Source organism: Pseudomonas sp. S2_A02 (genome assembly GCF_054668495.1).
In genome coordinates, this window is sequence record NZ_CP162776.1 from 5,618,053 (window position 1) to 5,643,478 (window position 25,426).

Genomic DNA, 25,426 nt, shown 5'->3' on the forward strand with positions numbered 1-25,426 from the left:
ATTAACCACACTCGCCTTGTGACAATGGCACTTGCGGCATAATGTCCGCTTAATCGGCTACCGGCCTAATCACCTTTTTCTACGGGGCTCACCATGCACGTACTGGTTTGCGAAGACGATGAGCTAATCGCCAGCGGCATTGTTGCCGGGCTTACTGCCCAAGGCTTGACCGTGGAGCATGTCGCCACCGCCTCGGCAGCCCGGGCGATGCTCAAGGTTGCGGAGTTCGACGTCATGGTGCTCGATCTCGGCCTGCCCGATGAAGATGGCCTGAAGCTGTTGCAGCAGTTGCGTCACCATGGCCTGGAAATCCCGGTGCTGATTCTCACCGCGCGGGATTCGGTCACCGACCGGGTCGACGGCCTGCAAGCCGGTGCCGACGACTACCTGCTCAAACCGTTCGACCTGCGCGAACTTGCCGCGCGCCTGCACACCTTGCTGCGACGAGTGGCGGGGCGCAGCGTCAATCTGATTGAACACGGTCGTTTGACCTACGACCCGAGCAGCCGCGAAACCCTGCTCGGAGGCCAATCGGTGGATTTGTCGCGCCGTGAGCAATCGTTGTTGCAAGCCTTGCTGCACAATCGCGGCCGGGTACTGTCCACCGAGCAACTGAAGGACAGCGTCTACGGTTTCAACGACGAGCTGGAAAGCAACGCCCTTAACGTCCATATCCATCACCTGCGGCGCAAACTCGGCAACGGCATCGTCGAGACGGTGCGTGGCCTGGGCTATCGCTTGGGGCCGGCCGATGGCGGAGAGCAATCGAAGTGATGAGCCTGCGTTTGCGGCTGAGCCTGACCCTCGGCGCCGCGTTTGCGCTGATCTGGGCCCTGGCCGCCGCCTGGATGCTCAGTGATCTGCGCAACCAGATGATGTTTTCCCTCGACCAGCGGCTGGTGGCATCGGCGCGGATGGTGGCCGGGCTGCTGGAGCAACTGCCGGCGTTACCGAGCAAGGGCGAGGGTACTCATTTCAGTGCAGAGCAGCTAAGTATTCCTGGCGGCATGGCCTGCCAGGTCAGCTCGTTGCGCGGCGAAATCCTGGCCCGCAGCCACAGTAGCCCCGAACAAACCCTGGAAGCCGAAAAAATGGGCTTCCACGATCAAATGATCGACGGCGCTCCGTGGCGCAGTTTTACCCTGGCGCGGGGCGATGTGCGGATTACCACAGCGGATCGGCAGATCGAGCGCGAAGCGCTGAACATGTCCATCCTGCTGGCGGCTTCGGTGCCGGTCGGTGTGGCGCTGCTTGGTTGCCTGTGCCTGTTGTGGCTCGGTATTGGTCAGGGGTTGGCACCGCTCAATCGTATGCGCGATGCGTTGATGCGACGTAGCGCCGATTCCCTGGAACCATTGCAGATCCAGCCGCTGCCCAGCGAACTGCAACCGCTGCTGGAAACACAGAATCAGTTGTTCCTGCGCATCGGTAAGACCATCGAGCGCGAACGGCGCCTGACCGGTGATGCCGCGCACGAATTGCGCAGTCCGCTGACCGCGATCAAAACCCACCTGCAAGTGGCGCGCATGACCGAAGGCAGCGCCCGGGACCAGTCCCTGGCACGGGCTGAAGAGGGTGCCGACCGGTTGCATCGCACGCTTGAACAATTGCTGCTGCTGGCGCGCGTCGAGGGCAGTCTGTCGTTCGATGATGGCGTGCAGTGCAGTGCCGAGAAGGTGGCGAAACTGGCGATTCAGGATGCAGCCAGCGGTGATCGTCAGCGGATCAAATTTCAGTTGCCGGCGACATTCTCCGATGCTCCGCTGCAAATGCCCGCGGTGCTATCGATTGCCGCATTGCGCAACTTGCTCGACAACGCCCTGCGCCATACCCCAGGCGATGGGGCAGTGGAGCTGAGCCTGGAAACCACCAACAATCGCGTGCGTTTTTTGGTCCGCGACCACGGCCCGGGGATTGCCGAAGATGACCTGCAACACCTGACCCAACGCTTCTGGCGCAACGGCCAGAGCACCGGTTGCGGCCTCGGCCTGGCGATTGTCCAGGCCATCGTCCAGCGCTGCGGCTGCACCCTGCATTTCGACAGCCGCCCGGATGGGTTGCGGGTTGAATTGACGATGCCGTTGCAGCCGGTCTAACCAACACAAAACCCTGTGGGAGCGGGCTTGCCCGCGATAGCGGTCTGTCAGACGCAGCATTGCTCAATGTGCCACCGCCATCGCGGGTAAGCCCGCTCCCACAGGGTTCGATGTCGCACATCAAATGTAACTTCTCTCCATTGGTATTCGAGCCGCCACCGGCGTTATCGTCCCCGGCAGCTTTGACTCAATGGATTGAGGTAACAGCGCCATGGATGCATCGATACATATCTGCAAGGCAACGCCTGCCGACGCCGGGATCATCAGCCGGATCGTCGAGCGCTCCATTCGCGTCGGCTGCGCGCTCGACCACCGCAACGATCCGCGAACCGTCGCCACCTGGACTCACAATAAAACCATTGAACACGTGCAGCCCTGGCTGGCCGATCCGCGGTTGTACCTGAACATCGCCCTGTTGCAGGACAAACCGATCGGCGTGGCCATGGCGGCAATCAGCGGCAAGGTCGCGTTTTGTTACGTGCAGCCGGAATGGTTTCGGCGAGGCGCCGGACAAGCGCTGGTGCACGATCTCGAAACCTGGTTGATCGCTCAGGGTTTACCTCACGCGCGGCTCAACAGCACCCGTACCGGCGAGGCGTTTTACCACCGTCTGGGTTACCGGGCTTGCGCTGAAACCTTCACCGTGGCGGGACTCCACGCCATTCCCATGCACAAGGCGCTGTCGCCACCTTCATAGAAAGCTGACCGAGGGTCTAAATCCTTGAGGTTCTGATGCGTTTCCAGAACAGGAAAACCTGCAAGTGCGCCCCGTGACAGGAACGCGCACCTGCCCGGTGTGCAGTTTTGGTCACTATCAACAGCGTATTGAGGGATCGAGAGATGTCAGTCGCTACCAGCCTTATCGAAGATCAGCCGGCCCGGATTGTCTCGACGCCTGCCGAGACGCTTTATCAGTTCAACGAATCGCCATTGCTGGCCCGTCAGAGCCAGCAGGAGTCGAATGCGCGCAGCTACCCGCGGCGTATTCCCCTGGCGCTCAAGCGTGCCAAGGGCATTTATGTCGAGGACGTCGAAGGCCGCCGTTTCATCGATTGCCTGGCCGGTGCTGGGACTCTGGCCTTGGGGCACAACCATCCAGTGGTGATCGAAGCGATCCAGCAAGTGCTGACCGATGAACTGCCGCTGCACACACTCGACCTGACCACGCCGGTGAAGGATCAGTTTGTTCAGGACCTGTTCGGTCTGTTGCCGCCGGCATTGGCCGCTGAAGCCAAAATTCAGTTCTGTGGCCCTACCGGCACCGATGCGGTGGAAGCCGCGCTGAAACTGGTGCGCACCGCCACTGGGCGCAGCACGGTTTTGTCGTTCCAGGGCGGTTACCACGGCATGAGCCAGGGCGCGCTAAGCCTGATGGGCAGTCTGGGGCCGAAAAAACCGTTGGGTGCGTTACTCAGCAGTGGCGTGCAGTTCATGCCGTATCCCTACGATTACCGTTGCCCGTTCGGGCTCGGCGGCGCGCAGGGGGTGCAGGTCAACCTCAACTACCTGGAAAACCTGCTGAATGATCCCGAGGCCGGCGTGCAATTGCCCGCAGCCGTGATCGTCGAAGCGGTGCAGGGCGAGGGCGGGGTGATTCCGGCTGATCTCGATTGGCTGCGCGGCTTGCGACGCATCACCGAGAAGGCCGGCGTAGCGCTGATCGTCGATGAAATCCAGAGCGGTTTTGCCCGCACCGGCAAGATGTTCGCCTTCGAGCACGCCGGGATCATTCCCGACGTGGTGGTGTTGTCCAAAGCCATTGGCGGCAGCCTGCCGCTGGCGGTGGTGGTCTATCGCGACTGGCTCGACACCTGGCTGCCGGGCGCCCATGCCGGGACCTTCCGCGGTAATCAGATGGCGATGGCTGCAGGCTCTGCGGTGATGCGCTTCCTGACAGAGCACAAGGTTTGCGAGCACGCCACCGCCATGGGCGAACGCTTGAGTGAACACCTGCACATCCTGCAGCGGGACTTCCCGCAACTGGGCGACATTCGTGGACGTGGCTTGATGCTGGGCGTCGAACTGGTCGATCCGACTGGCGCGCCGGACGCCCAAGGTCATCCGCCGATATTCGGTCGTCTGGCGCCGCTGGTGCAGCGCGAATGCCTCAAGCGTGGGTTGATCCTTGAACTGGGCGGGCGTCACGGCGGTGTCGTGCGGTTCTTGCCGCCGCTGGTGATCACCGCCACTGAAATTGATCGGGTGGCCGACATTTTCGGCAGGGCCATGGCCGCAGCCACCGCCAGCCTCTAAATTTTTTGGTGCCTTGAACGTTCCTTCTACATAACGGCTGCGCACGGCGCGCAGCCCACCCTACAGCGATGGAGAGACAACATGACGTCAGTATTCGACCGCGAGGACATCCTCTTTCAGGTCGTGGTCAACCACGAAGAGCAATACTCGATCTGGCCCGACTACAAAGCCGTGCCACAAGGCTGGCGCACCGTGGGCAAGAGTGGCCTGAAAAAGGAATGCCTGGCTTACATCGAAGAGGTCTGGACCGACATGCGTCCACTGAGCTTGCGCCAGAAAATGGAAGAACAGGCGGCTATGGCTCTCTGAGCTGTCAAGTGAGACGCGGAGCGTCTCTGGCTGCATTCCTTTGTGGCGCGCGGGAACGAAAAGCCCGCTGAACCAGTGACGGTCAGCGGGCTTTATCAGGCCTGGAGGTTTATGTCGCCTGTCAGACCGTCATCGCGGGCAAGCCCGCTCCCACAGTGGATTGGTGTTGTTGCACAAATAGAGTGAACACCAAAAATCCCTGTGGGAGCGGGCTTGCCCGCGATGAACGATAACGCGGTCCAACTGACGTTACACCCCGCTCAACCCCCTGATTACCAAGTCCACATTTCCCTCAAGCTCGGCCACCGGATCCACCGCATCGACACTCAACACCACCAGCTGACTACCAGCCTCGGCAATTACCGCTTTCACCGCGTCCGACGGCTGGCGATGATGCAACACCACCGCCACATCATTGTCCTTGAGCATCGTGCTCAATTGCTTGAGCGCCTCCGCTGTCCACTCGGCATCCGGTCGTGCATCAAGGCCAATCAGCTCCAGGTTGAGGCCGCCGATCAGGTAGCCGAAATGATCGCTCAGGCTCATCACACTCAGGTTGTCGGCATTAGCCAAGCGTGACTCACTGTCCGCGCTGAGTTTGAGCAGGCGTTGTTTGAGCGTTGCCAGGTTGGCATCGATTTTCGGTTTTGCCGCTGGCGCCAGACGCACCAGGTCTGCCGCCATGACATCCGCCATGCGACCCATGTTGTTGCTGGCCAGCCAAGGCTGACTGTTCAATCCGTCGACCTTGTTGCCAGGCTGCACGGCGATGCCAGGCAGAGCGCCGTCCACCGGGCGGGCGGCGTCGATTTCAATGATGCGGATATTGCTGCGACGGGCGTTCGGGTACAGCGGATCGTCCGGCCATAACGAGCGCAGGCCGATGACCGCATCGGCGTCGATCGCCAGCTTATTGAGCTCCAGAGCGCCACGGCCGGTGAAATATGCGGTCTGCCGACTGCCAGGCAGGTTGGCCGGCGCAGCGCGCTCAAGGCTGATATTGGTGCCCTCCAGCAGCAGGGCACCGAGACCGTAGGTCACAGGCAACGCCGCCAGGACCAGCACCTTGTGCGTTGAAGTCGAGGCGAAGAGCGCGGTGTTACCCACACCATGATTGGCCACCAGACGCATCGGTTCGAAGGTGTCGGTGGCGAATGCATTGAAGGAGACGGGCCCACACAAGGTCACCGCCAAGGTCAATTGACGCAGAGAAAAAGACATTTATCCGAGATTCCCTTTCAGACTTGGAACGATGCCGCGAGCAATCGCGGCCAGGGCGAAGGCGATACCAGCTACCAAAATGATCGCGGCACCGGAAGGGATAGGCAGGTCAAAGACAATCGGCGCGAGAATTCCGCACAGCGTGCTCACCGTGGCGATCAGCACCGAACACCAGAAAAACCCCTTCAGCGACTGGCTGAGCAAGCGCGCGGCCGCTGCTGGAATCACCAACAGAGCACCAACCAGAATCGCGCCGATGACTTTCACCGCCGCCACCGTGATCAGGGTCACCAGAATCACGAACAGGTAATCCAGGGTCTTCACCGCCACACCGCGTACCGCCGCCAGTTGCGGATTGAAACTGGCGAGCATGATGCGGTTGTACAGCGGCAGAGCCAGCGCCATCACCAGCGAACCAACGATGGCCAACACCAGCAGGTCATTGCCGTTGACTGTCAGCACCGAACCGAACAGCACGTTTTCCAGAATGTGTACGTTGATCTTGCCCGCCAGAATCAACAACAGGCTGGCACCCAAGGCCAACGACACAGAAAGGAACACACCGATCAAAGTATCTGGCGCCAGCCCGGTACGATTGCGCAGGTAGTTGAGCAAAATGCCGAACAGCAGGCAGTAACCGAACAGGCTGCCATAAGGCCCGGTGTAGGGCTCACCGAGCAGAATGCCAATGGCCACACCGGTCAGCGCCGCGTGGCCCACGGCTTCGGAGAAAAACGCGAAACGCTTGACCACCACCAGCGTACCCAAGCCGCCCAGCACCGGGCCGATCAACAGCCCGGCGAGCAGGGCATTGATCACAAATCCATAGGCCAGCGCTTCCGGCAGGTAACCCGACGAGGCCCAACTCTGGACCATCAAACGAAAGGCTTCGTAACTCATCAGGCCGCACTCCGGGGATGGGTCGAGAACAAGGTCAGCAGTCGCTCCGGGGTCAGTGCCTGTTTCGGTGTGGCATCGAACAGTACCCGGCGATTGAGACCGGTGACCCGGTCCGCCAGACGTCCGACCGCTTCCAGATCATGCTCGATCCACAGCACGGTGATGCCACTCTGGCGCCAGTCGCCCAGCAGCCGTTCGAACACTTGAATACCGGCCTCATCAAGGGCCGACATCGGTTCGTCGAGCACCAGCAGCTGTGGCGCCGGAATCAGTCCCTGGGCCAACAAAACGCGTTGGCGTTCACCGCCGGAGAGCGCGCCCATGCGCCGCTTGCGCTTGTCTTGCATGCCGACTCGTTCCAATGCTTCACCGATGGCCGCCGCGTAATGTTTGCTCAACCCGAGGAACGCCGGGCGCCGCTGGCACATGGCGGCCATGAAATCATCGACGGTCATCGGTAAACCGCGATCGAATTCCAGCGCTTGAGGCACGTAGCCGATGGTCCCCGGTTCGCCCGGCCATTGCAGGCTCAAGCGACCCTGATGCGGCATTTGCCCCAGCAGGGTCTTGATCAGCGAACTCTTGCCGCCACCGTTAGGGCCGACCAATGCATGCACGCTGCCGGGATGGACTTGAAAGGTCACCTTGTCGAGGATCGTCGTGCGACCCAGCGTGAGGCTGATCTCGGCGAAATCCAGCGTCGGCCCCGAAACCTGTGGGAGCGAGCCTGCTCGCGAAAGCGGTGGGTCAGTCAATATTGATGTCGACTGATACTCCCTCTTCGCGAGCAGGCTCGCTCCCACAGGGGATTCGGGGGTGGTCGGGCTAATGGTTTCTTTAGCCCTCATGCGCCGGACTCCTGTATCGCCCGGACCACGGTGTTGAGGTTGCCGGTCATTTCTTTTTCGTACTTGTCGGCGGTGTATTCGCCATAGGAAATGTGCGACAGCGGGTACAGCTTCACCCCGGACTCACGCTGGATGGTCTCGACGTAAGTGGACGGGAAATCCATCTCCGAGAAGATCACTTTCACGTCCAGTTCCCGCAGTTGATCGATGGTCTTTTTCAGCTGGCTGGGGCTCGGTTCGATACCGTGGGCCGGCTCGACCACGGCAGTCACTTCCAGGCCAAACTCGCGCAGCAAATAGTCGTAGGCGGCATGCACCGTGGCCACGCGCAACTCCGCGTTCGGCGCCTGGGTCAGTTTTGCCAGGGCATCGGCGCGCATCTGCCGCAGGCGTTTGCCGTAGGCTCGGGCGTTTTGGGTGTAGGTTTTGGCGTTGCTCGGGTCAAGCTTGCCCAGTTCCCGGGCGATGTTGTTGACCTGGGCAATGGAGGCGCTGATCGACAGGAACGTGTGCGGATTGACCACCTTGCCGGCACCACGGGCAGCGACGCCGGTGGCGGCCAGCAGGGGCACGTTTTCGTTGGCTTCGATCACCTTGATGTTCGGGGTTTCGCTGGCGGCGATCATGCGGTCGGCGAAGTCGTCATGGCCCACGCCGTTGAGCACGACCACGTCCAGCCCGCTGATGCGTTTGATGTCTTCGGCCCGCGGCTCGTAGGCATGCGGGTTGAAACCGGCCGGGATCAGCGGCACCACTTCGGCCTTGTCACCGACGATCTTGGCCACGTAACTGTAATAAGGGTGCAGGGTGATGCCGATGCGCAGGCGCTTGGCTTCATCGGCACTGGCCAAAGGTGTCAGCAAACAGGCAAACAGGCCGACCAGCAGCAGGCGAAAAAAGCAATGACGTTGAGATGAACTAGGCATGGGAAAGCGGTCTTCTCTCGGTGAAGGCGAGGGTTCAATGCCGATGCTGGCGGGTGACGCCGGCATCGAATTGCGCGACGATCTGCTGCCAGCCGGCACTTTCGAGCGCAGCCTCGGTGAGATCATTCGGAGCGGGGAGGGCGCTACCGCGGTTGAGCCAGATGTCCGGCGCGGCGTCGTCTTCAGCGGTCAAACGCATCAAAAACGAGCCGGCGACGGTTGGGCTCTGGCTCTGGCCGAAGTACGCCTTGGCGTCCAGTAACTGCCAGGCATGGCCGCCGCGGCTGACAGAACTGGCGTCCTGGGCAAACGGCGCAAAGCCTTCATCGGCGAGGGTGGTGGGCGTGGGCAGTGCTTGCTGTTCCTGACGCAACAGATGAATTTCATCCAGCGTGACCCGCAGGTCGGCGTAAATACCTTGCTCGGATGCGCTCAGATCACGGCGGGCATCCAGTTGATGGCTGCCAACGCTGCTTACTTCCTGAGGCTCGCCACGCCAGGCGACTACCGAACCGGCAACCGCCAGGATCATCAGGCACAACAGCAACACATAGAGGGTTTCATGGCCGGCACCGGCCGGGCGAACAACTTGGGTGGTGGGCGAGGTCATGCTCACGTTCAGGGCGCCTCGATGTCGGCTTGGTCGATCTCGACGACATGGCCGGGACCGGCGTCGAACAGCACGTAGAACTCGGCGCCAGGCTTCTTGAATGTCAGGGTCGAATCGGCGCCGAGCTTGCCCGGCACCAGAATGGTTTCGTCGTAGCCGATCACGTCCAGGGTCACTCCCGGTGCGCCGCTGCCGTCGGAAAAACCGCCTGTGCATTGAATCTGTTCGGCGTCGATGGCTTTGCATTCACACATCGGGTTATGGGCCAGGGCGCTGGGGCTGAAGGCGGCGCAGAACATCAATAGAACGGGGCGAAAAGCGCTGATCATGGTTTGCCTCCTTGTTTGTTCAGCCATGCGAGAGTGGCCGGGGATGCCTGTCTCAGGGGGATGGACGCTTGATGCATGGCGCCGTCCCAGCCTTCCATGGTGATCCACAGCTCGGCGTCGGTTTTGGTCTTTTCAGGCACTGGCAGCATCGCGCCCATGCGGTATGGCGTACCGAAGAAAATCGCCCCGGCCGCGCGCAGGCTGCGGGGTTTGCCGATGCGCAGGTAAGTCGCCTTGACCTGATCGCGACAGCGTTCGCACAACGCTATGTTGAAGCCTTTCATGTAGCCGGCGGGGCCAGTCAATCGCGGCGCTTCGTTGCGCAGTTCGGCCAGTTGCAGGCTCCAGGGACCGACCTGGATTTCGCCGATTTCCCGCTCCCCCAGTCCGCTGTCGCCGCGAAACAGAGAGGCATCGGCAAAGTATTTGGGCATGAAGCTCAAAGGGATCAGCAGCAAGAAAATGTTGATGTGGAAGCGCCATTTGCGCCAGAGCAGGCTCGCCCGGGAAGGCTGCGGTGCAGTGATCGCTTTGCTCACAGGTTGCCCTCCGGAGTCTGTTGGTTCATGACCGTTTGCGGTCTCGACACCGGGCGCGGGGTCTTGTTGCTGCGCTTGAATGCGTTGGCGGTGGCCAGGGCGGTGCGTTTGGTCCAGATCAGCAACCCGCTGAGTATCATCATGCTCAGCAATAAACCGAAGAAGAACCAGATCAGCTTGATCCAGATCCCGCCAAAGTCACCGGTGTGCAACGGACGCATCGACTCGGTCACGAATTCCAGACCAGTGCGGTCGCTCAGCAACCGTGTGCTGGCGATATCGCCGTTATACGGGTTGACCTCGGCCGTCTGGAACATCAGCGGATACCAGCTGCGACCGCCGACCGAAAGATGGCTGTAAGCATTGCTCGGCAGGGTGACGAAACTGGCATCGAGTCCGGGGATCTGCTCTTGAGCGACCTTGATGGCTTGTTCCAGATTGATCATCGGGGCCGGCTTTCCGGTGCTGATCAGCGGCACGCTTTCTCGCGAGACGACCGACACCACAGGTTCCGTGGTAATCGAAATCTGGTTGTCGAACAGAATCGCCTTGATCAGGAACCAGACACCAGTGATCGAGATCACCGCAATGAACCAGATCGACCAGATGCCGCTGAGCCGGTGAAAGTCGCCCCAGAAAATTCGTGCGCCATGGCGAATGCGCAGGGTCGGTCGGAAAAAGCCTTTCCAGAACCGTTTGTAGACCACCAGCCCGGTCACCAGCGACGCCAGCATCGGCAGCGCGAGGAACGACACCAGATACCAGCCCCAGCTGTAGCCGTTGGTGAACGGCACCAGCCACCAGCCATGCAGTGCGCGGGTGAATGCCTTGAAATTGAATTGTGGAGCGGTGCCCTGAATCACCCCGCTATAGGGGTTCACATAGACCGTCACCGAGCGCCCGTCCGGGTAACTGACGTCCACGTCGAGGGCGAAATGCGACTCGTCGGGGCGACTGATACCCTCGACCAGCGTCTGGGGTTCGGCCTTTTTGATGGCGGCGATGATCTCGTCATAATTGAGCCGCGGCGCATCGTCCGAAGGCGGGCTGGCACGCATTTGCGGATTGGCGAGCCAGACGATCTCCTGACTGACCACCGCCAGCGTGCCGGTCACACAGACGATCAATACAAAGAACCAGATGGGCAGCGCCAGCCAGCTATGGACCAGAAACCAGAGTTTTGAGCGGGATTTCTTCGACATGATTAAAGGTCTTGTTTCGATGAGAGGAACGCTGCCGTGGGCTTCCCAGCGTTGCGCTCCATGAAAAGTCCGGCCGTGGCTTTTGCCTACGCGACCGACTGCATCTAAATAAGACGTATGAGCATCGGAAATCCCGAAAGGGGATATGAAAGTAAATGTTTCGTGTTTCTGCTGCCCTGTGCGGGCTTGCTCGCAAAAGCGATCTGAGGATCAACATAAGATGTTGAATGTGATGGCCCCATCGCGGGCAAGCCCGCTCCCACAAGGATTGCGTAAACCCTGTGGGAGCGGGCTTGCCCGCGATGGGGCCGGATCAGGCAACGAAGATCTCAACCCTGCTTAAACATCTCCTTCGCCCGCTGTTCGATCTGCTCCTGAGTCAAATCCTCCTTGCGCGTGGCCAGAAACCACAGATGCCCGTAGGGATCCTTCAAAGTCCCCGAACGGTCGCCATAAAACTGATCCTTGACCTCGGACACCTGCGTGGCTCCGGCATCGATTGCTTGTTTAAAGGACTTGTCTACATCGTTCACATACAGATGCAGCCCCACGGACGGCGATTTGTCCGGGTTGCTCAATGGACCCTGGTCGCAGGGTGTGCCAAGCATGATCGGGCAGTCGCCGATACGCAGCTCGGCGTGACCGATGCCGCCATCGGGCATGGCCAGGCGCATGACTTCGGTGGCGCCAAAGGCTTTCTTGTAGAAGTCGATGGCTTCGGCAGCTTTCTGAATGCCCAGATAAGGGGTGATGCTGTGATAACCCTCTGGAATAGGTTTTACGCTCATGACGGTTCTCCTTTTGTTGTGGGGTTAAGGTGTTCCTTCGCCGATTTCCGGTCGAATAACTATAGGTCAGCCCCTTTTCCCGCAACCGAGTGCCCGACGAGCAGCAGATTACTTCCCAAACCTCCATCGACTGGCAGGACGCCATCGCGAGCAGGCTCGCTCCCACAGTAGTTTTGTGTCGTGAACGACAATTGGGTCTGAAAACAGATCTAACGTGCGAGCGAGCCTGCTCGCGATAGCCACGCCACTATTTCCGATCAACCCCCGACTCAAGCAGCTGCGCCCCTGGGCCTTGCTCACCCAACACATCTCCAAAGTTACGCAGCGGACACGCCTCCATCGACAAACATCCACACCCGATACACCCATTGAGCCTGTCCCGCAGCAGGGTCAGCTGATTGATCCGCTCATCCAGATCCCGGCTCCACTGCGCCGACAACACTTTCCAGTCCGCCGCCGTCGGTGCATGGTTATCCGGCAGGGATTTCAACGCCTCGCCAATCTCCGCTAACGGAATTCCCAAACGCTGAGCCACTTTGATCAGCGCCACCCGGCGCAACACTTCCCGCGGATAACGCCGCTGATTGCCTTGATTACGATTGCTTTTGATCAGGCCTTTGGATTCATAGAAGTGCAGCGCAGTGACCGCCACGCCACTGCGGGCGGCCACTTGGCCGACGGTCAGTTCTTTATGCAGGTTTTGCGAGGTGATCATTTAAAAAATGCTCCTTGACCTCTAGTTAGCTCGAGGTTTTACCCTGCAGGCCTTCGGATCGCAAGATCCGGCTTACAGTGAGTGGGGACTATTCATGCACGCGCCAGCGAAAAATCGCAGCTTCACCCAACTGATCGAATTCGAGATTGAACCCCGTGAGCAAGCCGCGCTGGTGTCGGCACTGTCGGCACACACTGAACGTCTGGCCCAGAGCTCCCCGGGTTTTCTGAGTGCCAGCATCCAGGCCAGCGACGATGGCCGGCGAGTGCTCAATTACCTGCAATGGCACTCCCGCGAAGCCGGAGAAGCCGCCTTTCAGAGCGTCGAAAGCGGCGAGCAGGATTTCTGGCAGCTGATTCGCGCCCATCGGGCGAAAACCGTGACCTTCGGCTCATTTCAGGTGCTGCATAGCCTGGCGCTTAGTCACGACAACGCGTTGCACTGCACGCTGATCGGCTAGATCGACAACTGCATCAAACGCTCACCCTGTACGTTCTCCGTGGGTCGGCGTTTATTCACCGCCAGTTCGCCGATCTTGATCAGCCGGGTGCGGGTTACGTTGCGGCTCAACCCCAGCAGGGCAGCAGTGTGCACCTGGTTGTAATGACTGAAGCGGTAAGCCGCCCGCAACAGCGCATCTTCGACTTTCTCGTGCAGCGCGCCGGCCTGTTCCTCGAAGAGCTTTTGAAAGGCCCGATCGAGCAAGGCTTCCGGTGAGTCGTCGACGCTGACGTGGTAGTCGTCCTGACGTTCGATGCGCATGTTCGACAGGCGCAAGTCATCGCGCTCGATCACACCATTGCGGCAGATCAACAGCGTGTGGTGAATGACGTTTTCCAGTTCACGGATGTTGCCCGGCCAACTGTAGCTGCGCAGTTTGTGTTCGGCCTCCTTACTGATGGTGATGCTGCCGTAACCCAAACGCTGGCTGTAGGCTTCGACGAAATGTCGGGTCAGCGGCAGGATGTCGCCGGGGCGTTCGCGCAACGGGCTCAGTTCCAGGCTGACCACATCGAGGCGGTAATACAGATCCTCGCGAAAGTGCCCGGCATTGATGGCTTTTTCCAGTTGCACGTTGGTCGCCGCCAGTACGCGCACATCGATGGGAATGCTCTTGCGCGAACCCAGGCGCACCACTTCGCGCTCCTGCAACACTCGCAGCAATTTCACCTGAATCGCCATCGGTAGATCGCCGATTTCGTCGAGGAACAAGGTGCCGCCATCGGCCTCTTCAAACCAGCCGGCCTTGGCGCTTAGCGCGCCGGTGAAGGCGCCTTTTTCATGGCCGAACAGCTCGGCTTCCACCAGCGATTCGGAAAATGCACCGCAGTTCACTGCCACGAACGGCCGGTTGCGCCGGGCGCTGAGGTTGTGGATATGCCGCGCCACCAGCTCCTTGCCGGTGCCGGTTTCACCGATGATCAGCACGCTGGCTTCACTCGGCGCGACTTGCTGCAAGTGCGCGAGCAGGGCCTGGGATTTCGGGTCTTCGAACACCTGTGCCGTGGCGCGAATTGAGGTGGCCAACGCGGGCGAAGGCGGTAAGGTCAGCAGTTGCATGGGCAGGCTCCATGAGTGGAAGGCTATGAATAGAAGGTCGGGATCGGCAGGGACTGGTTCAGTGCCCAGTCACCCAGTTCATGGAGTTTGTAATCCACCGGGTCGTGCAGGGTTTGCGTGCGCAAGTTGCGCCAATGGCGGTCCAGCCGCAGTGAGGCGTGAGTCGAGCGGGCGCCGGTCACTTCGAACAAACGGCTACACAGTTCCAGGCCATTGCGCGTCGCTGCGACCTTGGCGGTGGCGATGGCGGTGGCCAGATGTCCGCGTTCCTCGACGCTCAGAGTCGGGCCCTTGGCCCAGGCTTTGTCGAGCAACTCAGCGGCGCGTTGCACCAGCAATCGAACACCTTCCAGCGCCACCCAGAATTCGCCGTAATGGCCGAGCACATAAGGATCCTGCCGCACATCCGCAGCATTGGACTTGTGCCAAGGACGGGTCTCAGTGAGGGTGTATTGCCGCGCTTCTTCAAAGGCGCCCTCGGCAATGCCAAGAAACATATGGGTGAACGTCAGCTGGGCAATCAAGGGGCGCAGGCAGGCGAACGGCGTGCTCAACGGACCGGGGTCGAGCAGTAGTTCCGACTCTTCGACCCGCACCCGTTCAAACGTGGCGCTGCCGCTGTCGGTCTGGCGCTGACCCATGTTGTTCCAGTCGTTGTGCAGCGTGATGCCGCTGCGCCCGCTGGGAATCGCGGCGATCAACAGCTTGCCGCCGGCACTTTCATCGACGGCCGAGGCGATCAGCATTTCCGAGTCGCTGGCGCCGGAGCAGAAGCTCTTTTTGCCGGAAAACTCGCGCCAGCCTCCGAGGTCTTTCACCACGGTGCGGGTGTCCAACGGGTTGAGGGCGTTGCCCCAGAACCAGTTCTTGCGCGCCGTCTGTTCAAACCACGGTTGCCATTGTTCGGGGCGGGCGAACAGGCGCACGGTGGCGAGCATCAGATGATGAAAGCCGAAGACGTGAGCGATCGAACTGTCGACCTTGGCGAACTCGCGCACGATGTTCAGGGTTTCGCTCCAGCTGGCGCCGAGGCCGCCGTACTGGACGGGAATGCTTAAAGCGAGCAGGCCGCTGTGGCGCAAGGCATCACGTTCGGCTTTCGGCGTACCACCGCGTTCATCGCGCTCGACAGCGGTCAGGGCAAATTCGGCGGCCAGCTGGCGGGCGGTCTGCAAGGGGGACAACAGGGCGCTTATCGGCTTGGCAGTCACGCGAGGGTTCCTTTTTTCTGGCGACTGATCGTTCCCACGCTCTACGTGGGAATGCCTCTAGGGACGCTCCGCGTCCAGTGACGCGGAGCGTCACGGGCTGCATTCCCACGCAGAGCATGGGAACGATCAGTAGGGGAGGTTTTCAGGCCGTCGCTTTAGCCGGCAGCACATCATTGGCAATCATTTCGCCAAACGGCCCGGTGAGGTTGGTGACGCCACGTCCGGCCAGGCTGGCATATGGCTCGGGCAGCAGCGGGAACACCAGTTCGGCAAAGCGATAAGCCTCTTCGAGATGCGGGTAGCCGGAGAAGATGAAACTCTCGATCCCCAAATCCGCGTACTCCTTGATCCGCGCCGCCACTTGCTGCGGGTCACCCACCAGCGCCGTTCCGGCACCGCCGCGTACCAAACCGACGCCAGCCCAAAGGTTGGGCGAAATTTCCAGGTTGTCGCGACGGCCGTCATGCAACGCGGCCATACGTCGCTGGCCTTCGGAATCAAATCGTGAGAACGACTTTTTGCGCGGCAGCAATGGTTTCGTCGCTGATGTGCTCGATGAGTTTGTCCGCGGCTTTCCAGGCCTCTTCGGCCGTCTCGCGCACGATCACATGCAGGCGAATCCCGAACTTCACCGTACGACCGTTTCGCGCCGCGCGCTCTCGAACATCGGCGAGTTTTTCAGCCACGGCGGCAGGCGGTTCGCCCCACGTCAGGTAAACGTCGACCTGCTCGGCAGCCAGGTCATGAGCGGCCTCGGACGAGCCACCGAAATACAGTGGTGGATAAGGTTTCTGCACCGGTGGGTACAGCGCTTTGGCATTCTGCACCCGCAGGTGTTTGCCTTCGAAATCCACCGATTCGCCTTGCAGTACACGGCGCCAGATCTTCAGGAATTCATCGGTGACTTCGTAGCGTTCGCTGTGATCGAGAAAACTGCCATCGCCACGGTTTTCATCCGGGTCACCGCCGGTCACCACATTGATCAGCAAGCGGCCGCCAGACAGCCGATCCAGGGTCGCGGCCATCCGTGCCGAGACTGTCGGCGAGATGATCCCCGGACGAATCGCGACCAGATACCGCAGGCGTTCGGTCAGTGGCACCAGGGCTGAGGCGATCACCCACGAGTCCTCGCAGGAACGCCCGGTAGGAATCAGCACGCCGTGGTAGCCGAGACTGTCTGCGGCCTGGGCCACTTGTTTCAAATAGTTGAGCGTCACCGGGCGCGCGCCTTGAGTGGTGCCCAGGTAATGGCCGTCGCCGTGGGTCGGCAGAAACCAGAAAACATTCATGAAGAGATCCTTAAGCGATTTTCAGCAGATTTTTGGGGTGTACGCCGAACAACGGCGCCGCGCGTTCTGCAGCAAGACGAATGCGGGCCTTCAGAGGCTCACTGGTTATTTGGTAATTGGAGAAGTCGGCTTCGGTGGCATAGACGCCAATCGGCAAGGTCAGGGCCTGGAAGAAACTGAACAGCGGCCGCAACTGATGATCGAGCACCAGCGCATGGCGTTCGCTGCCACCGGTGGCGGCCAGCAACACCGGAGTGTCGATCAGCGCATTGAGGTCGATCAGGTCGAACAGGTGCTTGAGCAGGCCTGGGTAGGAGCCGCGATAAACCGGCGCGGCGACGATCAGCAAGTCAGCACTTTCGATCGCTTGCAGCTCGGCTTCGATATCGGCGCTCAGTTCCTGACGCGACAGCGCGACGCCCAGTGGTCGGGCGATATCACCCAGTTCGATCAGCTTGCTTTCGATAGGCAACTGCTCGGCCAGTTCGGCCAACAGCGCCTGGGTCAACACCAAAGTGCGAGACGGACGCCAGGTACCGCCGGAGAGGGCAACGACTTTCAATGGACGCGACATGATCAGTTCCTTTTTTAAACAGTTGCTCAGCGAGCAGTGATGAGTCACCGGAGTTGAGCAAGAGCTGTACCAATCCGTGGGAGCCCAGTTTTCCGTGGCTTTCAGCGCGATTGCTGGCAGGCGCTGTTCGATTTGACCGGCTGTTTGTTGATTGCCTGTTGCCACGCAAACAGTTGCGTGGGCAACAGTGCGTGAGGCGATGGAGTTGTTTATAAAGGCTCTCTGTTATTCCGTAAAAGACCGTAAATTAATATTTATAGATCATTAGGAAATATCAGGTCGGCGCTTACCAAAGTCGATAGCGACTATCGAGAGCGTTGATTTCTCCCCTTCAAGCGGCACGGGTAGCCTGTGTTCATTGCCCCAAACACAGATATCCGGACGCCCGAAATGAAATCTCTATTCGCCACTTTCTTGCTGCTCGCCATCTCCGTTCTCGCCGGATGTGCCAGCCATGTTTCACCGGAATTGCGGCCCTACACCGCTGAAGAAACCCGGGAACTGGCGCTGGAGGCCCTGAATCGTCGTGGCTTGTCCTTCGACGAGTACCACGCGAAGAAAGCCGAATTGCTCGGCCAGCCGGCAAAATCGTTCAGTTTCGACAAACAAGGCGAGATGAACGCCGAACGCGCAGTACAACTGCACGGCCGCCAAAGCTGAGCGGCAACTGTACCGCTCGAACTTTCACGCAACTGTCCATGGGTTTCCCTCAACGCGTGCGATAGGGTCAATCCCTGACTGACCCTGATGGACTGCCCCCATGACACTCTCGCTCGATCTGCTGCTGGGCTTTGCCTTGTTTGCCCTTGTCACCTCGATCACCCCCGGCCCGAACAACACCATGTTGCTGGCCTCTGGCGTGAATTTCGGCTTTCAGCGCACCATTCCGCACATGCTGGGCATCACCTGCGGCTTCTTCGTACTGGTGGTCGCCGTCGGTTTCGGCCTGGGCACGGTGTTTCAAACCTATCCAATGCTTTACACCGTGTTGCGCTATGTCGGCGCGGCGTATTTGCTGTACCTGGCGTGGAAGATTGCTCATTCCGGGCCGGTAACCGAGGGTGAACAGGGCGAGGGCAGGCCGATCAGCTATTTGGGTGCGGCAGCGTTTCAATGGGTCAACCCCAAGGCCTGGATCATGGCCATCGGTGCTATCAGCACCTACACGCCGATGCAGGGCTATTTCACCAATGTGATTGTGATTGCCGCAGTCTTCGCCTTGATCAACCTGCCAAGCGTCGGGGTGTGGGCCGGTTGCGGCACGCTGTTGCGCAATGTGCTGCGTGATCGCCGCTGGTTGCGGCTGTTCAACTGGGGTATGGCCTTATTGTTGGTGGCTTCGATGTATCCGTTATTGCTCGAAAGTTTTAGCTGACGCATTGCTTCATCCGGTGCCCCGATGCCTGTTAAGCTCGACTTCAGGAGCGTTCCTACGCACTTTTAAATGAAGTTGTTCTTCTTTAATGGCCTCCGATCAGGTATTGCTGTCGTTCTGAAAATTCGGCGTCGCTCATGAGGCGGCGCTTTGAAGCTTCCAGTGACGAGCTTCCTGATCCCGGAACACGCTCTGCGAGTCTTTTATGAATAAACGTCCGTTGTATTTCGACTACGCCGCCACCACGCCGGTGGATGAGCGGGTCATCAAGGTCATGGTCGAGTGTCTGGGTTTCACAGGTAACTTCGGCAATCCAGCGTCCAGTTCCCACGCTTTCGGCCAACAGGCCCGGCAATCGGTCGAGCAAGCACGGCGCCAGGTCGCCGAATTGGTGAGCGCCCAGGCGGAGCAGATCGTCTGGACTTCCGGCGCCACCGAATCCAACAACCTTGCCCTCAAGGGCGTGGCCCAGGCCCGCGGTGTGTCCGGCGGCCACATCATCACCAGCCAGATCGAACACAAAGCGATTCTCGACACTGCAAAACAATTGCAGGATGCAGGCGTTGCGGTGACGTATCTGGTGCCCGATGCTGAAGGCCTGATTACCCCGCAAGCGGTCAGCGAAGCGATGCGTGAGGACACCTTTCTGGTGTCATTGATGCTGGTCAATAACGAACTGGGCACCGTCAACGACATCCCGGCCATCGGCCAGGTGGTGCGTGATCGCGATGCGTTGTTCCACGTTGATGCGGCCCAGGGCGCGGGAAAAGTGGCGATCGATCTGGCCCGGTGGCCGGTGGATTTGATGTCGTTCTCGGCGCACAAGGTCTACGGTCCCAAAGGCATCGGCGCGCTGTATGTCGGTCCTCGTGCGCAGCAGCGTCTGCAGGCGCAGATCCACGGCGGCGGTCACGAGGGCGGGTTGCGTTCCGGCACGCTGGCGACGCACCAGATTGCCGCAATGGGGGCAGCCTTCGCATTGGCGGCCACCTCATTCGATGAAGAAAAAGCCACCATCGCGCGTCTGCGTGAACGCTTGCTCGAGCCGCTGCTGAGCATTCCCGGCGTGCGCCTCAATGGCAGTCCGACCCAACGCATTCCCCATACCCTGAGCCTGACTTTCAACGAAGGCGAGTTCAGTTCCGCAGCGTTGAGCGCCTCGATTGCGTTTTCCGCGACCTCGGCCTGTAATTCCGCCAGCAATGCGCCGTCCCATGTGCTGCTGGCCTTGGGGCATGACGCTCGCTCGGCCAGTCGCACCATTCGCTTGAGCCTGGGGCGTTTCACCACCGAGCAGGATATCGATCAAGCGGTAGACCTGATTAAAGCAGCTTGCGCCAGTGCTCCGGCATTCTGGGCGACAGGTCCTTAAGCGCCGACTCCGATCGGCACCGAATAATAATGATGAGCGGTTAGCAGGAGACACGATGAGTACACAGCCTTTGACCAATGGATTGGTACCCCAGCGCCTGGCGCAAACCCGCGAGCTGATGAGCCGGGAGGGCATTCATGCTCTGCTGGTGCCGTCGGCCGACCCGCACCTGTCGGAATACCTGCCGGGCTATTGGCAGGGACGGCAGTGGCTATCGGGTTTTCATGGCTCGGTGGGCACGCTGATCGTTACACCGGATTTTGCCGGCGTCTGGGCCGATAGCCGCTATTGGGAACAAGCGAGCAAGGAGCTCAAGGGCAGCGGCATCGAACTGGTCAAGCTGCAACCGGGTCAACCCGGCCCGCTTGATTGGCTGGCCGAGCAAACCCCTGAAGGTGGTGTCGTTGCAGTCGACGGCGCGGTGATGGCCGTGGCCTCCGCGCGTACTTTGAGCAGCAAACTCGAAGAGCGCGGTGCACGTCTGCGCACCGATATCGATCTGCTGAGTGAAGTCTGGAGTGATCGTCCGAGTCTGCCGAACGAGCCGATCTACCAACACTTGCCGCCTCAGGCGACGGTCAGCCGTGGCGAAAAACTCGCCAAACTGCGTGAGGTACTGAAAGAGCGCGGTGCCGACTGGCATTTCATCGCCACCCTCGATGACATCGCCTGGCTGTTCAACCTGCGCGGCGGCGATGTGTCGTTCAACCCGGTGTTCGTGTCCTTCGCCCTGATCAGCCAGCAGCAGGCCACCTTGTTCGTCGCCCTGAGCAAAGTGAGCGCGGAGCTGCGCGCCATTCTCGAACAGGACGGCGTGACCCTGCGCTTTTACAGCGAAGTAACCGCCGCCTTGCGCGCCGTGCCGAGCGGCGAGAGCCTGCAAGTCGATCCGGCGCGGGTCACGGCTGGTCTGTTGGATAACCTGGACAGCGGCGTGAAACTGCTCGAAGGCCTGAACCCGACCACTCTGGCCAAGTCGCAGAAAAGCCTGGCCGATGCCGAGCACATTCGTCGGGCTATGGAGCAGGACGGCGCGGCACTGTGCGAATTCTTCGCCTGGCTGGAAGTGGCCTTGGGGCGTGAGCGCATCACCGAACTGACCATCGACGAACACCTGACCGCGGCGCGGACCCGCCGCCCGGAATATGTGTCGCTGAGCTTCAACACCATTGCCGCGTTTAACGCTAATGGCGCCATGCCGCACTACCACGCCACCGAAGAAGAACACGCGGTGATCGAGGGTAACGGCCTGTTGCTGATCGACTCCGGCGGCCAATACCTGGGCGGTACCACCGACATCACCCGAATGGTGCCGGTGGGTACGCCGACTGACGAGCAGAAGCGCGATTGCACCCGCGTGCTCAAAGGCGTGATTGCACTCTCTCGTGCACAGTTCCCACGAGGCATTCTGTCACCGTTGCTGGACGCTATTGCTCGCGCACCGATCTGGGCCGAAAGCGTCGACTACGGCCACGGCACCGGTCACGGCGTCGGCTATTTCCTCAATGTTCACGAAGGCCCGCAAGTCATCGCCTATCAGGCCGCGGCGGCACCGCAAACAGCGATGCAGCCAGGCATGATCACGTCTATTGAACCGGGCACTTACCGTCCGGGGCGCTGGGGTGTGCGGATCGAGAACCTGGTATTGAATCGTGAAGCAGGCAAGAGCGAATTCGGTGAGTTCCTGAAATTCGAAACCCTGACCCTGTGCCCGATCGACACTCGTTGCCTGGAACCGTCGCTGCTGACCGAAGATGAGAAGCAGTGGTTCAACGGTTATCACGCCGAGGTGCGTGAACGCTTGAGCCCATTGCTCGATGGCGCGGCCCTTGAGTGGTTGAACACCCGAACCGCGGCTATTTGAGCGGTTTGAGTCCAGGCGCTGTTTCCAGCGTCTGGCTCAGGTCATAGGCAGGCGCTGGTTATTGCGCAAGTAGGGCTTCAAGGACGAAGTCCAGCCGATCCTGGCCGAAGAACAGCTGATCACCGACAAACATGCTCGGCGCACCGAATACACCGCGTTGCACCGCTTCCTCGGTGTTGTCCTTGAGAGCTGCTTTGACGGTCTCATCGGCGATTAGCGCCAGCACCTCGTTTGGATCGAAACCATTTTGCGCCAACACGGCGGCGACGGTCGCTGGATCATCGAGGCTGCGTCCTTCAACCCAAAGGGCGTGAAACAGGCAATCGATAAACGCCTGAAAGCGTTCGGGATGACGCAGTTGCATACCCGTGACAGCGCGCATCAGCATCAGGGTATTGATCGGGAAGTTCGGGTTGAACTTCAGCGGTACGCCGTAGCGTTTGGCATAGCGGTCCAGGTCCTGAAACATGTAGCGACCCTTGGCCGGTACGGTGATGGGGGAAGCATTACCGGTAGCTTTGAAGACACCACCCAGCAGCATCGGTCTGTAGATCAGCTGACTATCGGTCTGTTTGCAGATCTTCGGCAGTTGGGTATAGGCCAGATAAGTGGCGGGGCTGCCGAGGTCGAAAAAGAACTCCACGGTTTTGCTCATGGTCGATGTGCTCTTCTTATTGTTGTAGGGGAGGGCTTACCAGCGTTCGTTCCAGGGGCGCAGATCCAGTTCGAAGGTCCAGGCGTCCCGTGGCTGGCTGTGCAGGTACCAATAGTTGTCGGCGATGTGCTCGGGATTGAGGATGCCGTCCTGATTCTTGGTCGCGTATTTTTCCGGAAAGTTGTCGCGGATAAAGTCGGTGTCGATGGCGCCATCAACTACGACGTGGGCGACATGGATGTTCATCGGTCCCAGTTCGCGGGCCATGCTTTGCGCCAAGGCGCGAATCCCGTGCTTGGCCCCGGCGAAGGCGGCGAAACCCGCGGCACCGCGCAGACCAGCAGTGGCGCCAGTGAACAGGATCGTGCCCCGTTGGCGAGTGACCATGCGCTTGGCCACTTCACGGGCGTTGAGAAACCCTGAGAAGCAGGCCATTTCCCAAATCTTGAAATACTTGCGAGCGGTTTCTTCGAGGATGCTGCACGGCACATTGGCGCCGATATTGAAGACGAACGCTTCGATGGGGCCGATCTCGGTTTCGATCTGCTCGATGAGCGCTATCACGTCTTCTTCATTGCGCGCATCGCAGGCAAAACCGTGAGCCTCGCCCCCACTGGCTGTGATGGACTCTACCAGTGGCTGGAGTTTGTCTGCGCTGCGACGTGTGACGCAGGCGACATAACCTTCACGGGCAAAACGTTTGGCGATGGCGCCGCCGGTGGCATCGCCTGCGCCGACGACCAATACGATTTTCTTGTTAGTCATGGATATCGCCCTATGCTGAACGGTCATTGACTGACGAACGTTAGCAGCATCGGGGCGAAGCGACTATCGGGCTACGCAAGCCCGATAGAAAGGGGAGGGTTACTTGCAGATGACGATCATGCTGCGACTGGTATAGCCGGCAGGGTTGAGGCCGAACGGATAGTCACCGGGTTCTTCCACCGCATCACCTGACTTGGCGATGACCTTGTAACCCTTGGGCGCGCACGAATTGGCGGCACTGGTGTAGCACTTGTCCCACGAAGACGAGAGCCCCGAACAGTTGATATGCAGTCCTTTCTTGCCGTGTTTCATCTGGGGTTTCGAGGTTGCCGCGCAGCCCGCAATTGCAAGTACGGCGATCAGTATCAAAATTCGTTTCATTGCTGTCCTTAATAGCGGCCCCGGATCTACGCCTGGGTCTGCCTGCATTCGCTTTTGCGTGAAGCGTTCTGATATCCCTATCTGAAAAAATCCATGTCTGACACTGAGTTACGTAGCCTAAACATGGCCTAATTGAGCGGCAAATACCAGACCTTCGTCAAATCTCGTTTCAATCCGCGGCGACCGCAGGCTTGGCGGTACTCCCCATGGTCATGGTCGCGCCGACGGAAGCCAGTATGATGCACAGGATAGCCATCCACTGTGACAGGGAAAGGTATTCCTGGAGGAACAACAGGCCGGACAGCGCGCCGATCGCAGGTTCGATGCTCATCAACGTACCGAAGGTCCGGGCTGGAATCCGTGTGAGGGCGACCATCTCCAGGGTATAGGGCAGGGCGGTGGACAGAATGGCGACGGCGATGGCCACGGGAATCAACGAGGGTGTCAGTAACGCGGCGCCAGCGTGGACAATGCCGATGGGAGCCACGAACAGGGCGGCAATCATCACGCCCAACGCAGCGGTCTGCACCCCATTATCAGCACCGGCCTTCTGGCCGAACAGAATGTACAGCGCCCAGCAGACACCAGCACCGAGGGCATAACCTGCGCCGACCAGATCGATGTTTGCGCTTGTGGCGCCTGTTGGAATCAATAGCAGTAAACCCAAGGCTGCCAGAGCGATCCATAGAAAGTCGATCGCCCGACGTGAAGCATAAATTGCGACTGCCAATGGGCCGGTGAACTCCAGGGCTACGGCGATACCCAGAGGAACAGTGCGCAAGGACATATAGAAGAGGAAGTTCATGCCGCCCAACGCCATTCCGTAGACAATAACGGTGCGCAGGGATTTTGCGGTGAGCTTCGCTCGCCATGGGCGCAATAGCAGCAGCATGATCACACTGGCAAAGATCAGTCGCAGGGTGGTCGTTCCTTGAGCACCGATAACCGGGAACATGCTTTTGGCCAGGGAAGCTCCGGACTGGATGGATGCCATGGCTATCAAGAGCAGGCCAACCGAGAACAGAGTCGAGGCAAGGCTACGGGGGTGATCATTCATTGCGTGGCATCGTCCGAAGTGGCAGCGAAAGTATTATTGTATGTGTTGGGCAATATACTGCGCATTCGTTGCGGGCACGTCTATATATAAGCAGGGATTTTGAACATCCTGATAGAAAAATCAAATCAGGGGTTGACGGCAGATTCTGGAAGTCTATAATTCGCCCCACTTCCGGCGCAGTCGAAACGGAAAACTCCTTGGTAAACAAAGAGTTATACAGTTTTCGACAGCGGTTACGCTTCAGTTCATCGAAGCCAGAAGGAGTTGGTAAGGCCGTGTGTTTTCGCCTTATTGACGGTTCGATCTTCTCGGTCGAAAGCGGAGAAAAAGAGGTGTTGACAGCAGCGATTAACGCTGTAGAATTCGCCTCCCGCTAACGAGAGATCGGAAGCGCAAGTGGTTGAAGTTGTTAAGGAAAACCTTGAAAACTTCTGAAAATAACCGCTTGACAGCAACAGAGGCTGCTGTAGAATGCGCGCCTCGGTTGAGACGAAAGATCTTAACCAACCGCTCTTTAACAACTGAATCAAGCAATTCGTGTGGGTGCTTGTGGAGTCAGACTGATAGTCAACAAGATTATCAGCATC

At 59.6% G+C, this 25,426-nt stretch carries 27 protein-coding genes and 1 pseudogene; 10 read left to right on the forward strand and 18 right to left on the reverse strand.

All coding sequences use genetic code 11. From position 1 onward, the window contains the following. Nucleotides 1-93: 93 nt before the first annotated feature. From AB4O41_RS25650 to AB4O41_RS25670, 5 genes are all read left to right on the forward strand, one after another. Nucleotides 94-774, forward strand: coding sequence for a response regulator (locus tag AB4O41_RS25650; protein WP_038982275.1), 681 nt, complete (start codon nucleotides 94-96; stop codon nucleotides 772-774). Beyond that, nucleotides 771-2,096 (forward strand): ATP-binding protein, encoded by a 1,326-nt coding sequence (locus tag AB4O41_RS25655; RefSeq protein ID WP_460145188.1) that lies wholly within the window; start codon nucleotides 771-773, stop codon nucleotides 2,094-2,096. The genes AB4O41_RS25650 and AB4O41_RS25655 overlap by 4 nt, the downstream gene beginning before the upstream one ends. Nucleotides 2,097-2,307: 211 nt before the next feature. Next, complete coding sequence (locus tag AB4O41_RS25660; protein ID WP_460145189.1) at nucleotides 2,308-2,793, forward strand: GNAT family N-acetyltransferase; 486 nt, start codon at nucleotides 2,308-2,310, stop codon at nucleotides 2,791-2,793. Nucleotides 2,794-2,936: 143 nt separating this feature from the next. Further along, entirely contained in the window at nucleotides 2,937-4,349 is a 1,413-nt protein-coding gene (locus AB4O41_RS25665) for a diaminobutyrate--2-oxoglutarate transaminase (RefSeq protein ID WP_460145190.1), read from the forward strand. Between the two features lie 81 nt (nucleotides 4,350-4,430). Next, on the forward strand, nucleotides 4,431-4,658 hold the full coding sequence (locus AB4O41_RS25670; protein ID WP_460145191.1) for an MbtH family protein: 228 nt from the start codon (nucleotides 4,431-4,433) through the stop codon (nucleotides 4,656-4,658). Nucleotides 4,659-4,907: 249 nt separating this feature from the next. Here the strand turns inward: AB4O41_RS25670 and AB4O41_RS25675 are convergent, their stop codons facing one another. From AB4O41_RS25675 to soxR, 10 genes are all read right to left on the reverse strand, one after another. Continuing rightward, nucleotides 4,908-5,879, reverse strand: a complete 972-nt coding sequence (locus tag AB4O41_RS25675; RefSeq protein ID WP_460145192.1) for a metal ABC transporter substrate-binding protein — start codon at nucleotides 5,877-5,879, stop codon at nucleotides 4,908-4,910. Next, nucleotides 5,880-6,779 carry a metal ABC transporter permease gene (locus AB4O41_RS25680; protein ID WP_460145193.1) on the reverse strand — a complete coding sequence of 300 codons (900 nt, stop codon included), beginning with the start codon at nucleotides 6,777-6,779 and terminating at the stop codon, nucleotides 5,880-5,882. It abuts the gene before it with no gap. Then, nucleotides 6,779-7,627 carry a metal ABC transporter ATP-binding protein gene (locus AB4O41_RS25685; RefSeq protein WP_460145194.1) on the reverse strand — a complete coding sequence of 283 codons (849 nt, stop codon included), beginning with the start codon at nucleotides 7,625-7,627 and terminating at the stop codon, nucleotides 6,779-6,781. Before AB4O41_RS25685 ends, AB4O41_RS25680 begins: the two co-directional genes overlap by 1 nt. After that, the gene (locus AB4O41_RS25690; protein WP_460145195.1) at nucleotides 7,624-8,553 is read right to left on the reverse strand and encodes a metal ABC transporter substrate-binding protein; all 930 of its coding nucleotides are present in this window, start codon (nucleotides 8,551-8,553) and stop codon (nucleotides 7,624-7,626) included. The genes AB4O41_RS25685 and AB4O41_RS25690 overlap by 4 nt, the downstream gene beginning before the upstream one ends. A gap of 34 nt (nucleotides 8,554-8,587) precedes the next feature. Further along, on the reverse strand, nucleotides 8,588-9,163 hold the full coding sequence (locus tag AB4O41_RS25695; RefSeq protein WP_460145196.1) for a DUF6162 family protein: 576 nt from the start codon (nucleotides 9,161-9,163) through the stop codon (nucleotides 8,588-8,590). Between the two features lie 8 nt (nucleotides 9,164-9,171). Further along, nucleotides 9,172-9,492, reverse strand: coding sequence for a hypothetical protein (locus AB4O41_RS25700; protein ID WP_460145197.1), 321 nt, complete (start codon nucleotides 9,490-9,492; stop codon nucleotides 9,172-9,174). Beyond that, nucleotides 9,489-10,031 (reverse strand): thiamine pyrophosphate-binding protein, encoded by a 543-nt coding sequence (locus tag AB4O41_RS25705; RefSeq protein ID WP_460145198.1) that lies wholly within the window; start codon nucleotides 10,029-10,031, stop codon nucleotides 9,489-9,491. Before AB4O41_RS25705 ends, AB4O41_RS25700 begins: the two co-directional genes overlap by 4 nt. After that, a complete protein-coding gene (locus AB4O41_RS25710; RefSeq protein WP_460145199.1) occupies nucleotides 10,028-11,233 on the reverse strand; it encodes a PepSY-associated TM helix domain-containing protein in 1,206 nt (401 codons plus the stop codon). Before AB4O41_RS25710 ends, AB4O41_RS25705 begins: the two co-directional genes overlap by 4 nt. A gap of 329 nt (nucleotides 11,234-11,562) precedes the next feature. Then, a complete protein-coding gene (locus AB4O41_RS25715) occupies nucleotides 11,563-12,021 on the reverse strand; it encodes a VOC family protein (protein ID WP_192344136.1) in 459 nt (152 codons plus the stop codon). A 247-nt stretch (nucleotides 12,022-12,268) separates the two neighbouring features. After that, entirely contained in the window at nucleotides 12,269-12,736 is a 468-nt protein-coding gene (gene soxR, locus AB4O41_RS25720) for a redox-sensitive transcriptional activator SoxR (protein ID WP_460145200.1), read from the reverse strand. Nucleotides 12,737-12,830: 94 nt separating this feature from the next. On the opposite strand from soxR, the gene AB4O41_RS25725 reads away from it, so the two are divergent. Continuing rightward, nucleotides 12,831-13,196, forward strand: a complete 366-nt coding sequence (locus AB4O41_RS25725) for an antibiotic biosynthesis monooxygenase (protein ID WP_460145201.1) — start codon at nucleotides 12,831-12,833, stop codon at nucleotides 13,194-13,196. On the opposite strand, the gene AB4O41_RS25730 is transcribed toward AB4O41_RS25725, so the two are convergent. The 4 genes and pseudogenes from AB4O41_RS25730 to msuE all read right to left on the reverse strand — a co-directional run bounded on the left by AB4O41_RS25730 (nucleotide 13,193) and on the right by msuE (nucleotide 17,370). Then, nucleotides 13,193-14,296: a sigma-54 interaction domain-containing protein gene (locus AB4O41_RS25730; protein WP_460145202.1), complete on the reverse strand. Its 1,104-nt coding sequence runs from the start codon at nucleotides 14,294-14,296 to the stop codon at nucleotides 13,193-13,195. The genes AB4O41_RS25725 and AB4O41_RS25730 overlap by 4 nt on opposite strands. A 23-nt stretch (nucleotides 14,297-14,319) precedes the next feature. Then, nucleotides 14,320-15,507, reverse strand: a complete 1,188-nt coding sequence (locus tag AB4O41_RS25735) for an acyl-CoA dehydrogenase family protein (RefSeq protein WP_460145203.1) — start codon at nucleotides 15,505-15,507, stop codon at nucleotides 14,320-14,322. Nucleotides 15,508-15,649: 142 nt separating this feature from the next. After that, nucleotides 15,650-16,796: pseudogene (gene ssuD / locus AB4O41_RS25740) on the reverse strand (FMNH2-dependent alkanesulfonate monooxygenase). Nucleotides 16,797-16,806: 10 nt separating this feature from the next. Further along, nucleotides 16,807-17,370, reverse strand: coding sequence for an FMN reductase (msuE, locus tag AB4O41_RS25745; protein WP_460145204.1), 564 nt, complete (start codon nucleotides 17,368-17,370; stop codon nucleotides 16,807-16,809). 390 nt (nucleotides 17,371-17,760) lie between these two features. On the opposite strand from msuE, the gene AB4O41_RS25750 reads away from it, so the two are divergent. The 4 genes from AB4O41_RS25750 (at nucleotide 17,761) to AB4O41_RS25765 (ending at nucleotide 21,981) form a co-directional block, all read left to right on the forward strand. Beyond that, a complete protein-coding gene (locus tag AB4O41_RS25750; protein ID WP_460145205.1) occupies nucleotides 17,761-18,030 on the forward strand; it encodes a hypothetical protein in 270 nt (89 codons plus the stop codon). Between the two features lie 100 nt (nucleotides 18,031-18,130). Continuing rightward, a complete protein-coding gene (locus tag AB4O41_RS25755) occupies nucleotides 18,131-18,745 on the forward strand; it encodes a LysE family translocator (protein WP_460145206.1) in 615 nt (204 codons plus the stop codon). Nucleotides 18,746-18,950: 205 nt separating this feature from the next. After that, entirely contained in the window at nucleotides 18,951-20,117 is a 1,167-nt protein-coding gene (locus tag AB4O41_RS25760; RefSeq protein ID WP_460145207.1) for an aminotransferase class V-fold PLP-dependent enzyme, read from the forward strand. Nucleotides 20,118-20,172: 55 nt separating this feature from the next. Continuing rightward, entirely contained in the window at nucleotides 20,173-21,981 is a 1,809-nt protein-coding gene (locus tag AB4O41_RS25765) for an aminopeptidase P family protein (protein ID WP_460145208.1), read from the forward strand. Nucleotides 21,982-22,039: 58 nt separating this feature from the next. Here the strand turns inward: AB4O41_RS25765 and AB4O41_RS25770 are convergent, their stop codons facing one another. The 4 genes from AB4O41_RS25770 to rhtA form a co-directional block, all read right to left on the reverse strand. After that, the gene (locus tag AB4O41_RS25770; RefSeq protein WP_460145209.1) at nucleotides 22,040-22,636 is read right to left on the reverse strand and encodes a 2-hydroxychromene-2-carboxylate isomerase; all 597 of its coding nucleotides are present in this window, start codon (nucleotides 22,634-22,636) and stop codon (nucleotides 22,040-22,042) included. A 36-nt stretch (nucleotides 22,637-22,672) separates the two neighbouring features. Next, nucleotides 22,673-23,401 (reverse strand): SDR family oxidoreductase, encoded by a 729-nt coding sequence (locus AB4O41_RS25775; protein WP_460145210.1) that lies wholly within the window; start codon nucleotides 23,399-23,401, stop codon nucleotides 22,673-22,675. A 99-nt stretch (nucleotides 23,402-23,500) separates the two neighbouring features. Continuing rightward, nucleotides 23,501-23,782, reverse strand: coding sequence for a hypothetical protein (locus AB4O41_RS25780; RefSeq protein WP_030132257.1), 282 nt, complete (start codon nucleotides 23,780-23,782; stop codon nucleotides 23,501-23,503). 169 nt (nucleotides 23,783-23,951) lie between these two features. After that, nucleotides 23,952-24,839, reverse strand: a complete 888-nt coding sequence (gene rhtA, locus AB4O41_RS25785) for a threonine/homoserine exporter RhtA (RefSeq protein WP_460145211.1) — start codon at nucleotides 24,837-24,839, stop codon at nucleotides 23,952-23,954. Nucleotides 24,840-25,426 lie beyond the last annotated feature (587 nt).